The 12,279-nt window shown below is 46.3% G+C and carries 11 protein-coding genes; 4 read left to right on the top strand and 7 right to left on the bottom strand.

The annotated features are described in order from the left end of the window. Positions 1 to 50: 50 nt before the first annotated feature. From ACX0G9_RS09640 to ACX0G9_RS09625, 4 genes are all read right to left on the bottom strand, one after another. Positions 51 to 1,238, bottom strand: coding sequence for a redoxin domain-containing protein (locus ACX0G9_RS09640; protein WP_459064683.1), 1,188 nt, complete (start codon positions 1,236 to 1,238; stop codon positions 51 to 53). 21 nt (positions 1,239 to 1,259) lie between these two features. Continuing rightward, positions 1,260 to 2,711, bottom strand: coding sequence for an Asp-tRNA(Asn)/Glu-tRNA(Gln) amidotransferase subunit GatB (gatB, locus tag ACX0G9_RS09635; protein ID WP_459064682.1), 1,452 nt, complete (start codon positions 2,709 to 2,711; stop codon positions 1,260 to 1,262). A 165-nt stretch (positions 2,712 to 2,876) separates the two neighbouring features. Beyond that, complete coding sequence (locus ACX0G9_RS09630) at positions 2,877 to 4,013, bottom strand: PDZ domain-containing protein (RefSeq protein ID WP_459064681.1); 1,137 nt, start codon at positions 4,011 to 4,013, stop codon at positions 2,877 to 2,879. Positions 4,014 to 4,296: 283 nt separating this feature from the next. Beyond that, positions 4,297 to 4,536 (bottom strand): DUF3820 family protein, encoded by a 240-nt coding sequence (locus ACX0G9_RS09625; RefSeq protein ID WP_459064680.1) that lies wholly within the window; start codon positions 4,534 to 4,536, stop codon positions 4,297 to 4,299. Between the two features lie 71 nt (positions 4,537 to 4,607). Here ACX0G9_RS09625 and ACX0G9_RS09620 point away from each other — a divergent pair, with 71 nt between their 5' ends. Next, a complete protein-coding gene (locus ACX0G9_RS09620) occupies positions 4,608 to 5,135 on the top strand; it encodes an ExbD/TolR family protein (protein ID WP_459064679.1) in 528 nt (175 codons plus the stop codon). A 247-nt stretch (positions 5,136 to 5,382) separates the two neighbouring features. Here the strand turns inward: ACX0G9_RS09620 and ACX0G9_RS09615 are convergent, their stop codons facing one another. Together ACX0G9_RS09615 and alaS are read right to left on the bottom strand one after the other, a co-directional pair. Then, a complete protein-coding gene (locus ACX0G9_RS09615; RefSeq protein WP_459064678.1) occupies positions 5,383 to 5,865 on the bottom strand; it encodes a hypothetical protein in 483 nt (160 codons plus the stop codon). 37 nt (positions 5,866 to 5,902) lie between these two features. Next, positions 5,903 to 8,596 carry an alanine--tRNA ligase gene (gene alaS / locus ACX0G9_RS09610; protein ID WP_459064677.1) on the bottom strand — a complete coding sequence of 898 codons (2,694 nt, stop codon included), beginning with the start codon at positions 8,594 to 8,596 and terminating at the stop codon, positions 5,903 to 5,905. 201 nt (positions 8,597 to 8,797) lie between these two features. On the opposite strand from alaS, the gene ACX0G9_RS09605 reads away from it, so the two are divergent. The 3 genes from ACX0G9_RS09605 (at position 8,798) to ACX0G9_RS09595 (ending at position 11,130) form a co-directional block, all read left to right on the top strand. Next, positions 8,798 to 9,769 (top strand): M23 family metallopeptidase, encoded by a 972-nt coding sequence (locus ACX0G9_RS09605; protein WP_459064676.1) that lies wholly within the window; start codon positions 8,798 to 8,800, stop codon positions 9,767 to 9,769. 72 nt (positions 9,770 to 9,841) lie between these two features. Beyond that, a complete protein-coding gene (locus ACX0G9_RS09600; RefSeq protein WP_459064675.1) occupies positions 9,842 to 10,621 on the top strand; it encodes a MerR family transcriptional regulator in 780 nt (259 codons plus the stop codon). After that, positions 10,618 to 11,130 carry a thioredoxin family protein gene (locus tag ACX0G9_RS09595; RefSeq protein ID WP_459064674.1) on the top strand — a complete coding sequence of 171 codons (513 nt, stop codon included), beginning with the start codon at positions 10,618 to 10,620 and terminating at the stop codon, positions 11,128 to 11,130. Before ACX0G9_RS09600 ends, ACX0G9_RS09595 begins: the two co-directional genes overlap by 4 nt. On the opposite strand, the gene ACX0G9_RS09590 is transcribed toward ACX0G9_RS09595, so the two are convergent. Next, positions 11,127 to 12,272 carry a mechanosensitive ion channel family protein gene (locus ACX0G9_RS09590; RefSeq protein ID WP_459064673.1) on the bottom strand — a complete coding sequence of 382 codons (1,146 nt, stop codon included), beginning with the start codon at positions 12,270 to 12,272 and terminating at the stop codon, positions 11,127 to 11,129. The genes ACX0G9_RS09595 and ACX0G9_RS09590 overlap by 4 nt on opposite strands. Positions 12,273 to 12,279 lie beyond the last annotated feature (7 nt).

The following is a 12,279-nucleotide window of genomic DNA, read 5'->3' as shown; positions in this document are numbered from 1 at the left end:
AGGGTACCTCAATTACTTTGGCACCCTCTTTTTTATTGGACCTATCGGCTCTATTTCAGTACTTCTCTTAATTTACTTTGCAACTCATCTCCCCTTAGACCTTCCCCGATTATTTTCCCCTGCGGATCGATTAATACATTGAAGGGAATTCCATTAAACTTAAAAACTTCTGCAGCCTTGCTGTTCCAGTACTTAAGATCGCTTACATGGGTCCATTCCAGGTTATCATCCCCGATCGCCTTCAACCAGGCATCTTTGTCCTTGTCCAGGGATACCCCGAGGATGGCAAAATTTTTGTTTTTAAATTCCTGCCAGGCACTGACTACATTGGGATTCTCGGCGCGGCAGGGTCCGCACCAGCTGGCCCAGAAATCGACGAGAAGATATTTTCCTTTATAGGAACTTATGGAGACAGGGTGCCCTTTGGTATCAGGAAGCGAAAGTTCGGGAGCCTGCTTGCCCAGCCATGCCTTTCCTCCTTCTTCTTTCTCTTTTTCAGCCATCATAGCCAATTGTTGCTCATAATTTTGTTTCATTCCTTTAAATACCCCGTTGTCCGGAAATCTTTTCAACAACTCATTCAACGAAGATTCAAAATCATCCTTGGAAAAACTCCGTGAGGACCAGCTTAAAGCAAGAGCCGAAACCGTAGCATTACCGTTGGTATTGATAAATTGTTTCAGATAGGTATTCAGATCCTGGATGGCGCTGTTTTTTTTGCTTGTAGCTTCCATGATAACACTATCGGCTGCATTACGCTGCTTCAGGCTATCCATATCCGCCATTGTCCTTTCCACCTCATAATTCTTTCTTCCGAAGATCGTGATCAGGTCCTTCAGCTGACGGGTAGCTTCGGAACCGGTTACTTCGTAAAATTCATCCTTTTTGGCCAGATCGACATTCACTTTTATCTCCGGAACGTCATTCACCAGGGGTATGGCGATCACATTATTACCGAACACCAATTCATAAATTTCCTGGTTCCGGGTCAGGGCAGAAAGACTGAAGCTGCCATTTGATCCGGAGACTTTGGCTGAATCAAGGGCTATGGGTTGCTGGTCTTTGCCGTACGGCACTTCCAGTAAATATACTTTTGAAACGGGTCCTTCAAGGCCAGCCAGTTTTTCCGCATTCTTATACGTTCCCGAAACCGTAAAGGTCCCTTTTACTTTCTCATGGCAGGACCAGGAAAAGAACAGGGGTAGGGACATGGTAAACAAAAAAGCTCTTCTTAACATAATTATCAGGTTTCTTTTGTATCAATGATCCAATTTTTCCAATAGTAATTGGTTGGTTACTTTGGGATCGGCCTTTCCTTTGGACAACTTTTTTACCTCTCCGACAAATAAACCAATAAGTCCTTTTTTCCCTTTTTTGTATTCAATTACCTTATCGGGCATTTTCGCCAGGGCCTGTTCCACCCAGGCCGCGATTTCGTCCGTATCCGAACTTTGAATAAGATTCAGGGAAACAGCAATATCGAGGGGGGTCCGGGAAGGCTCTTTTATCAATACCGGAAAGATCCGGGAGGAGGCAATAGAAAAATTCAGTTTATCCTGTTCAACCAATTGTATTAACCCTGCCAGGGTTCCCGGAGTCACCGGGAAATTTTTTAAGGATAACCCCTGATCGTGAAGACTGGATTTAACCGGTCCCAGTAACCAGTTGGCGGCAGCTTTGTAATTACGGGTTTCTTTGATCAGTTCCTCAAAATAATCAGCCGTATCCTTATCATCGGAGATCACCCCTGCATCGTACGGTGTCAACTGGAGGTCCCTGATATATTTTGCCGCCAGTTCTTCGGGCAAGGCCGGAAGGGAGGCTCTGACCTTCTCCAGGAATTCATCGGTTATTACGAAAGGAGGAAGATCTGGATCTGCAAAATACCGGTAATCATTAGCTTCTTCTTTCGAACGAAGGGAGAAGGTGGTCCCTTCCCCTGCATCGAAACTCCTGGTTTCCTGTAAGACAGGAAGTCCTTCATCGACCAAATTCATCAATCTTTTTGCTTCGAAATCGATGGCCCGTCTAACATTACGGATGGAGTTAAGATTTTTTACTTCCACTTTTGTACCCAGCTCCTTAATCCCCTTTAACCGTACCGAAACATTCGCATCACAGCGCATGCTTCCCTCTTCCATATTCCCGTCACAGATCTCCAAAAAACGTAGGATCTTACGCAATTCCGTAAGGTAAACGTAGGCTTCTTCACTACTGTGCAGATCGGGTTCCGTTACAATTTCAATAAGGGGAACACCGGCCCGGTTATAATCCACGCATGTATTTGAAGGATCGACATCATGGAGGCTTTTGCCGGCATCTTCCTCCAGATGGATCCGGTTAAGCTGGATATTCCTTTCTCCTTCGGAAGTCCGGATAGCAACTTTCCCCCCCTTGCAGATCGGCGTGGTATGTTGTGATATCTGATACCCTTTTGGAAGATCCGGGTAAAAATAATTTTTACGGGCGAAATAATTATTCCGTTCTATTTCACAGTGACACGCCAATCCTATTTTGATGGCGAATTCCACCGCTTTTTTATTGAGTTTTGGCAGGGCACCCGGATAACCCAGGGTCACAGGACTAACCTGCGTATTGGGTTTTCCTCCAAAGGCAGCGCTGTCACCGCAAAACAATTTTGTCTCGGTTAATAATTGCGCATGTACTTCCAGGCCTATCACTATTTCGTATGCATCGTAATTGATTGCCATTTGTATTTATACCCTTATTTGAGCAGGGCAAATTTACCATATTCGGGGCGCATTTCCTGACCGGCCTTCAAAATTAAAAGGGGTCGTCCGGGTAGTTTTTCCTACCCGGACGACCCCTTTTGAATGGCCTGCATCTTATTTGGTAACCCCTCCCTAAAGTGGAATTTACAGGTCTGCCGTCTTTAATTTCCGGGGAATCTTTACTTCGATTTCCCGGGATTTACCATCCCGGATCAGGCTGATCTTTAAGCTGGTCTTATCCTTGCTTTCCCGGGCAAGATCCGCCAGGGTAGCGGCATTATTCACTTCCTTTCCGTCAAAGCGGGTAATGATATCGCCTTCTTTAATTCCTGCCTTTTCAGCGGCGGATGCCTCACTGACGTCCAATACCTTTGCGCCTTTCCCCTCTTCGATATCCTGAGCCCTTATACCAAGTCTTGGCCTGTTATTCCCAAACGGACCAAAGGCTTCGCCATAAGCACCCCCCGGCGGGGACATTTTAAAATCAAAATTCTGCCCTTTGGGAACGGCATAATTATAATGAAAGACCCTGTTAACAGGTTTGGATTTTCCGAGGACGGCAGTAGTCTTATTTATTTTACCCTCTCTTTGGTAAGCGAGTGTTATTTTGTCACCGGGTTTATATTGACGAACGGCTTTCGAAAGAGCTTCCGGTCCGGAGATCGTGATTTCATCGACTTTCGTGATAAGATCTCCTGTTTGAAGACCCGCTTTTTCTGCGGCACTCCCTTTCGCTACTTCTTTAATTTTCGCACCTTCCCCCTCTTTTTCTGCATTTCCGGAAGTGACCCCCAAAAGGGCCCTGTTGGTATTCCCGGACCAATTATCACCTCCATAACTTCTGGTCCCACCGTTTTCCCGGAAGGGAGATCCATCAGGAAAACCTGGTACGGCAGGGATGCCATTAATAGCGCCTTCGGGTATTTCTGGCGGTTCGGGGAGTTCAGCCAAATCGGGCATCTCTATCCTGTCCGGCACGGAAGGAACGGAAAAGGTGAAAGTCTTGCCATCCATTATCCTTATCTTCTTTTTGCGAACGGAAACATTGTCATCATTGAATTCAGATGCAGGTTTACCATTGACCAACACCTGCCCGTCTTTGATCTCGACGGTAATTTTGACATCTTTATCACTCTTGCGTTTGATAACGATCTCGTCATACCCGTTGATTTTGTCGCCACTGGTATCCTTGCTGGTCCCTGGGCCAGACATGGTTATATCCTGACCGGATACGCCGGAATGGAGCACCAGCAGAAGGGCCGCCAAGCCCGATAACTTCAAACATCCTGATAATTTCAGGAAATATTTTTTCACTGGATGAATTCCAGTCAAACCTTTAGGGGTATCTATTCTGTATTCAGGGAAATTCGATCTCATCGCCGGTATATTTTTAAAATGAAGGATAAAATGAGCTAATGACCGGCCGGATTCATCATCTACGTCCGGCTTCGTAGATCAAATATAGGGCTTTTCCTGAAATACGAAAAGTTTCGGAAATGTTAAAAATTAATGCGGGTTTCTCACGAAAACCTGGCATACCGGCTACAGTTAAAATCAAGGTTTCTCAAAATCCAGGTTTCTTCAGCGGTTCCAATAATTTCTCCAGTCCATTGGATTTGATTTCGTACATAGTACCCAGAAGCATCCCCAGTTTACCTTTTGGAAACCCTTCCCGCTGGAACCATTCCAGGTAAGAAACAGGCAGGTTACACAAGACCGTTCCTTTGTATTTGCCAAAGGGCATTTTCATATTGACCAGGTCCATAAGGAGTTCCGGGTTGGGCTGTAAGGAAGGATCTTCCATGACGGTATGTATTTAACCGGCAATTTACAGGTAAATTCTATGGATAAATAAGATAATGGAATCTGTATAGTATGGCTGAGTTACAAACCAACGAACACCGGAACAAAGGGAAAAAACAGCGAACCAGGAAATTTAAACTTTCCACAAGGGTCGATCTGACCCCTATGGTGGATCTGGGTTTCCTCCTGATCACCTTTTTTATCTTTACCACCTCGATGACCCGGCCAACTGCCATGCGGCTCCATGTACCGGATGACCGGAGCAATAAAGATTCCTCAGAAACGGCGGCGGGGAAAACACTCAACCTGGTCCTGGGAAGCCATCATACAATCTGGTATTATCCAGGGACCGATCTGCAACATGCGCAGACTGCCGGTCAGCCTTCAGCGTTACGGGAGATCATTATACAGCAGCGTAAAAAAATGGCAGGGCAATATGGCAACGCAGATGAGCTTGTTGTGCTCATTAAGCCCACAAAGGAGGCTTCTTATGGAGAATTAATAAAGGTCCTGGATGAAATGACCATTGGCCAGGTAAAAAGATTTGTGTTGATGGAGCCAGGCCCGGATGAAAAGAAACTGTCCGAAAAGCCTCATTAAATTGATCAGGTGTTGTTTTTTCTGGCAATGGAGAAAAGTAAGATCATTTAAATGATCTGGATGTAGTTTGAAGAGACCCTTTCGATTTTTTGGAGGCAGAATCAGATTTTTTTTTCCTTTTGTATTGTTCTATGAAAGAGGAGACTTCTTTTGCCTCCGTATTACTCATTACTCTACCTGTCATGCAGGCACCTCCAATGTTTTCAGGTGTATAGGTAGCTTTTTTCATATACTCAAATATACAAAATTAAAAGTATAAATATATCAATTTTTGAGCAGCAATTTCATCAATAAACATTCTTTTGCTATGGCCAATTTGTTGGGCTCCAAGCCGTTTATAATAAGGAATTAGTCTGTTTTTTGCTTCAAATGAGATAAAACCGTCCAATCCGGCATCGATAGAAAACTGGCAACATAGAGCAACCATACTCTTTCCAACTCCGGAATATAGAGATATTCCGTGCTTATTAAATGCATTTATTTCCATATTTGCACAATCAAGAAATCCTTTTTGCGGCCTGAAAGCCACAATGCCCTGAATTATATCAGGCTGATTTTCCAAATGGATTTTATATATGATAAATAATTTGGAAATTGAAATAAAATCAAAATGAAATTGGTGCTGATGCTTGCGAATCTCAGAAGTTTTAACAGGTGCAGCCAGTACCGTTTCCTTTTGACCTGTAATATTCAGAGTTATTGCGTTATATAACTTATACGTTTTGTTCACTAACGTAAAAATAAATCATATAATCATTCATGATCGATCATTTTACCAACAACCCCCTGATCCGCTCGATTACCAGCGGCAGGTTACTGGCATCCTGTCCCCCGGCGGTCGCCAATGTCTTTTGTCCCCCGCCGCCGCCCTTGATCAGGGGAGCCGCCTGTTCTTTTATAATAGCGGGAGCCTGAAGATTTTTTACATCGGCCAGTTGATCATCCAGAAGAACTGCAACCGCAGCCTTCCCTTCGATATTGGCGGCCAGTGCTACCAGGTAGCCTGCACCATTCGCACCATCAGCATGTGGTGCGTTGGAGATACCGGCCAAACCGGTCTTCAGATCGAAGCAGAGTTTTTTCAAGGCATCGGCATTATTCACTTCGACTACTTCCCCAATAAAACGTATTCCGTTAATGGTCTGTATTTTCTGCAACAATTGCTGAGAAAGTGCTGCCAGATCACGGGCTTCTGCCTTCTCCAGTTTTTTCTTCAGCTCGGCATTTTCCGTTACCAGACTTTCCACTGATTTCTGCAGTTCTTTGGGATTTTTTAGCGTTTCCCGAATATGATGGATCTGGGCGAGCTGACCGGCAACATAAAGTTCAGCTGCCTTGCCGCTCAACGCTTCGATACGGCGCACTCCCGCAGCTACTGCGCTTTCATGGCGGAATTTAAAAAGTCCCAATTCGCCTGTTGCACCGACATGGGTACCGCCGCATAATTCAACGGAGTAGTTGTGATCGATGATCACCACTCTTACCATGTCACCGTATTTTTCACCGAACAAGGCCATGGCCCCTAATTTCAACGCCTCTGTCTTCGGCAGTTCCCTGGTGATAACAGGGATATTCTCCCGGATCTTTTCATTTACCAGTTCCTCGACAGCAACAATTTCTTCCTCCGTCATCCTCGCAAAATGAGAAAAATCGAAGCGCAGCTGTTCATCATTAACCATTGATCCTTTTTGTGCCACATGTGTTCCCAGGACCTTGCGCAGGGCTGCATGCAACAAATGGGTCGCTGAATGATGAACGGCCGTGGCCTTTCGCCGGGCGGGATTCACCTTTGCCAGCAGATTCGCCTCCAGGTCGGAAGGAAGTTTCTCAGTATAATGAACGATCAGCTCGTTTTCTTTTTTTGTGTCGATCACCGGTATGGTCTCCTCTCCCGATTGCAAGATACCGGTATCGCCTACCTGACCCCCGCTTTCCGCATAAAAAGGAGTCGCTTCCAGAACCAGTTGCCAGGACTCCTTTCCTTTGGCCTTGATCTTCCGGTATTTGACAATTTTTGTGTTCATTTGCAGGAGCTCGTACCCCACAAATTCCAAAAGTGGGTTGTCGATGAGGACCACCCAGTCTTCCGAATCCAGGATAGTGGCCGCACGGGATCGGGTCTTTTGCTCCTGTAAAGCAGTATTATACCCATGCATATCCACCGTCCATCCGATTTCCTTTGCCATCAGTTCCGTGAGATCGATGGGAAATCCGAATGTATCCTTGAGCTCAAAGGCAAATGCCGCATCGACCGATTTCGAAAGGTCATTATTGCTCTTTATATATCCATTGAACCGCTCAATGCCCGATGCCAGGGTCCTTAGAAAGGCGTCTTCTTCTTCTTTCACCACCTTGCTCACAAAATCGACCTGTTGCTGCAATTCCGGGAATACCCCGGCGAATTGTTCGGCCAGTACCGGCATCAGTTGGAAAAGGAGCGGTTGATTATAATCCAGGCAGGAGCTGTAATAACGGACAGCCCTTCGAAGGATCCTCCTGATCACATAGCCCGCTTCCGTATTCGAAGGCAGCTGGCCATCGGCAATGGCAAAGGCGATGGCACGGATATGATCGGCAATGACGCGAAAGGCGACCGACTGCTGGCTGTCGGAGGCTTCATACTTTTTCTTCGTAATATTTTCAACCACCGCAATCGTTCTGGTAAAAAGATCGGTATCGTAGTTTGAGGTTTTCTCCTGCAGTACCCGGACAAGTCTTTCCAGGCCCATCCCCGTATCGACATGCCGGGCGGGAAGGAGTTCCAGACCACCATCCTTCAGGCGATTGAATTGAATAAATACATTGTTCCAGATTTCGATCACCTGGGGATGGTCCCTATTCACCAGCCCGGCCCCGTCTTTCATTTTCCTTTCCGCATCCGGTCTGCAATCCACGTGTATTTCCGTACAGGGTCCGCAGGGTCCGGTATCTCCCATCTCCCAGAAATTATCCTTTTTATTGCCCATCAGTATCCGGGCCGGGTCAATCCATTTTTTCCATTCCTCGATAGCTTCCGTATCACGGGGAAGCTTATCCTTTTCGTCACCTTCAAATACGGTGATATATAATCTATCCTTGGGGATCCGGTAGACCTCCGTTAGCAATTCCCAGCTCCAGGCAATGGCCTCGGTTTTAAAGTAACCGTCTGCCGGCCGGGCAGGATCGCCAAAGCTCCAGTTGCCCAACATTTCGAACATCGTATGATGGTAAGTATCCACCCCCACTTCTTCCAGGTCATTGTGCTTCCCGCTCACCCGCAGACATTTCTGGGTATCGGCCACCCGGGAATAAGGCGCCTTTTGATTGCCGAGAAAATAATCTTTAAACTGGTTCATCCCGGCATTGGTAAATTTAAGCGTTGGGTCATTCTTCACAACTATGGGTGCGGAGGGAACGATTGTATGTCCTTTCGATACGAAAAATTCAAGGAATTTCCTTCTTATTTCGGCACTGGTCATCATAAACGGAACAATCTTTGGTTGTTATTTGGTTTGCACCAATTATATTTGTACGCTTAGTTTAATTTAAAAGCCGTGCAAAGGTACACCAAAACGAGCTGTTTTACCGATCCGCATCTGTAAGAAGGCCCGAAGAAGGAGACCAGGCATTAAAACCGGCATTGAACCTGGCACGATCCGACCTTTGTAAAGGCCTGTTTGCGGATGAAAAAGATCAAATATTACTATAATACCAATACGCTCCGTTACGAAAAGCTGGAGACGCCCCTGCGGGTTACCCTGCTGCGCGTATTGGGTTTTTTATCGGCCGCTGTAGTGACGGCACTGATCCTTGTCTCCGCTGCCTATAAATATTTTCCTTCCGCCAATGAGAAGAGGCTCATGAAAAGAAATGAAGCCCTGAATGACAATTATTACGTCCTCAATGAAAAAGTGCAAAAGCTCCAGGGCCAGATGAGTGAGCTGGAAAAAAGGGATAATAATGTTTACCGTGCGATTTTTGAAGCCTCCCCGATTCCTGACAGCGCCCGCGCCAAGGCGGAAGAACAGGAAAAAGAGATACGGCTGGTACAGGGAATGGACCAGGAAGATCTTTATTCCTCGATCGCTACTACGCTGAACAAACTCAGCGCCAGGATGTCGTCCCAAACAAAATCCTACGCCCAGATAGATGGCTTCATAAAAAATAAGGAACAACTGCTGGCCAGTACGCCTGCTATTCAGCCGGTCAGTAATAAAGACCTTCGCAGGTTGGCTTCCGGTTACGGATACCGGATCGACCCGGTATATAAAACTACAAAATTTCATGCCGGGCTCGACTTTGCTGCCCCGCAGGGAACCCCCATCTATGCCACGGCGAACGGAACGGTCGAAGTGGCCGGAAATACAGGCAACGGATATGGGAACCATGTAGTCATCAATCATGGCTACGGTTACGGGACACTTTATGGCCATATGTTCCGCGTAAAAGCCCGTGCAGGTCAGAAGGTCAAACGGGGGGAGATCATTGGTTATGTAGGAAGTACCGGAAAAAGCACGGGTCCCCATTGCCATTATGAAGTACACCGTAACGGGGATCCTGTAGACCCGGTCTATTATTTCTATAATGATATTACCCCGGAACAATATGACCGGTTGCTGAAGCTTGCAGCATCCAGCAATCAAAGTTTTGATTAATCCTGCGTAACTTCACAAAAAGCCCCTTTGAGGCATCAAATAAAGGAACGATTTTTGTCCACGCATTGACGAATGAAGCAGCCATTAGCCCAGATAGCCTTTGATTTTTTTTCACAGGAGGAGCAGACGCCCCCTCCTGTGCAACCGGCTGCTTCTCAGCCCTTACCGCCCGCTGAAGATGGAGGGCAAATACCCCTTTCTCCGGAAAAAGGGCAGCAGGAGGGTTATGCTTCGGGAGTTGTTTTCCGCGTTAAATCGTTGAAAAAAGCTCCGGCTCCGCCTCCGGAACAAGTGGTCGAATCGCAGCCAGTTGATAAGCCGGCAGATACACTCATCCAGGCAGCATCAGACATACCGGCAAGTACAGATCCTGAGGGAGTTACGGTAGCCGAAGAACCGGTACCATCAGCCCAGGCAGTTGCTGAGACAGCCGTTGAGGAAGTCCCGGAAAAACCATTCAAATCCAGACGGGGACGTAAGTCATTAAAACAGGCCACCGCCGAAGCTGATCTGATAGAAATACCCGTTGATGAAGTCCTGTTCCGTAAACAATATTATACGATGGGGGAAGTCGCCGACATGTTCCGGGTCAATCAATCCCTGCTGCGTTTTTGGGAGACAGAATTCGATGTGCTGAAACCCCGGAAAAATAAAAAAGGAGATCGTTATTTCCGGCCTGCCGATATTAAGAGTCTTCATCTGATCTATCATTTGCTCAGGCAGCGTAAATACACCATCGAAGGAGCAAAGGAATTTTTAAAAAACAACAAAAAATCAGAGAATCGCTTTGATGCTATTCAGCGTCTCCAGGAGGTCAAAGCTTTTTTGCTGGAATGGAAAGCACAGTTATGAAACATATCTTCCTCATCGCTATTATAATCGGGTTAGGTATCCTCACCAGGGCTGAAACCGAATACGAAGTATCCGGAAATGGCAGCAGCAAGGTCCTGAAAGGATTGATCAGCAGAGATCTTCTTTCAGGAGATACGGCATTCAAATGGTTTTCCGAGAATCAAAAGGGGTATACTCCTCCTCCCGGGGAGGTGGCTGTCTTAGCAGCAAAAGGCATCCAGGTCAGGTTCCTGGTTTTTGGCGGAACCTGGTCTCCTGATACCCGTTATCTTCTGCCTAAATTCTTTTCTCTTCTCGACGCTGCTTCTATTCCCGGAAAACAGGTTACCCTGATCGGGGTCGATAGGGACAAACATGCTGCTGATCATTTAGCCGAAGATCTGCATATTACCCGTCTTCCCACCTTTATAGTACTGAAAGACGGCAAGGAAATCGGAAGAGTTGAAGAGTTGGGCAAGACCGGGCAATGGGAAAAAGAGATTGCCGGGATTGTTTCCGGCTCCAATTAAGAGTCAAGGGGTTCACCGGCGTTACCTGCAGCATCGTCTGTCCTATCGCGGCTTCGGGGATCCCCGATAATGTTAATATCTGTACTGGCTCCGGCAATACTGACTCCCATGGTTTCCAACAGACGAAGCGTATCCAGGTTTACCTGCTGTTTGATCCCGTTGAATTCTTCTTGTGTTATTTGTGAGGTGAAATAATCAACGCTAATGAGAAAGGCCGTTCCGGAAATATCATTCAGAAAAGCCGTGCTGTTCTCTACTTTGTCTTTTTTCAAAATATCCCTGATCTCCCGGATCAGCTTATCGAGCTGAGGGGAAGTGGTAGAAAGCCCTAATTCCAACCTGAGTTCCCCTTTCCGCTGGGTTCTCAGGCTAAGGTTATCTACTATACTGTCGACCATTTGTTTGTTGGGAACCGTGACATAGGTCTTTTGGTCAGTACGGATACGGGTGCTCCGCAGTCCTATCCTTTCCACTGTGCCGGAAATATTATTTACTTTCAACACATCCCCGGCGGTAAATGGTTTATCGAAAAAGATAATAAAGGAGGCGATCAGGTTCTCGATGCTTTCCTTGGCAGCCAGGGCAACAGCGGCACCGGCCAGCCCGAGAGAAGCTAATATGCTGGTGACGTTCACACCGAACGCCGAATGGAGGATCATGAGGATACCGATGATCCCGATCAGCACTTTCAGGAAATCACGGATAAAAACGATCATCTGGTTATTCCTGGGACCACCGTCAGCACGGGCTTTACGACGAAGCACGATCGAAATGAAATCCACCATTCTTAATAAGAGCCAGATAAAACTGATGACGATGATGGTAGTCGCCAATGCATGCGTAATATCTTTGAGACTGACCTCGTTAATATCGAAATTCAATTCTTCCGGAAAACTCAGTTTTTTTATAGAAGAGATCGAAACAAAAACGACCAGGAACGTGCCAATAGGGCCAACTACCAGGTCTACAAAAGAGGATTTATCGATCCCGGTATTAACACGTCGGATAAACCGGAATATCGTGTGAGCGATCAGCCGGGAAATAAATCTTTTCAGAATAATGACGAACAGAATGGTAGCCGCTATGATGATGTACCGCTTTAGCGGGTTTCCAAGAATGACCTGGTTCCAGAAATCGTGCATAGGTAAG

This window comes from Flavitalea flava (genome assembly GCF_054461575.1).
This window is presented reverse-complemented; position numbering and strand designations above follow the sequence as displayed.

Coding starts and splice junctions, on each gene's coding strand:
- ACX0G9_RS09640 (WP_459064683.1), bottom strand. CDS start 1,238: ATGTTAAGAAGAGCTTTTTTGTTTACCATGTCCCTACCCCTGTTCTTT.
- gatB (WP_459064682.1), bottom strand. CDS start 2,711: ATGGCAATCAATTACGATGCATACGAAATAGTGATAGGCCTGGAAGTA.
- ACX0G9_RS09625 (WP_459064680.1), bottom strand. CDS start 4,536: ATGGAAGATCCTTCCTTACAGCCCAACCCGGAACTCCTTATGGACCTG.
- ACX0G9_RS09620 (WP_459064679.1), top strand. CDS start 4,608: ATGGCTGAGTTACAAACCAACGAACACCGGAACAAAGGGAAAAAACAG.
- alaS (WP_459064677.1), bottom strand. CDS start 8,596: ATGATGACCAGTGCCGAAATAAGAAGGAAATTCCTTGAATTTTTCGTA.
- ACX0G9_RS09605 (WP_459064676.1), top strand. CDS start 8,798: ATGAAAAAGATCAAATATTACTATAATACCAATACGCTCCGTTACGAA.
- ACX0G9_RS09600 (WP_459064675.1), top strand. CDS start 9,842: ATGAAGCAGCCATTAGCCCAGATAGCCTTTGATTTTTTTTCACAGGAG.
- ACX0G9_RS09595 (WP_459064674.1), top strand. CDS start 10,618: ATGAAACATATCTTCCTCATCGCTATTATAATCGGGTTAGGTATCCTC.
- ACX0G9_RS09590 (WP_459064673.1), bottom strand. CDS start 12,272: ATGCACGATTTCTGGAACCAGGTCATTCTTGGAAACCCGCTAAAGCGG.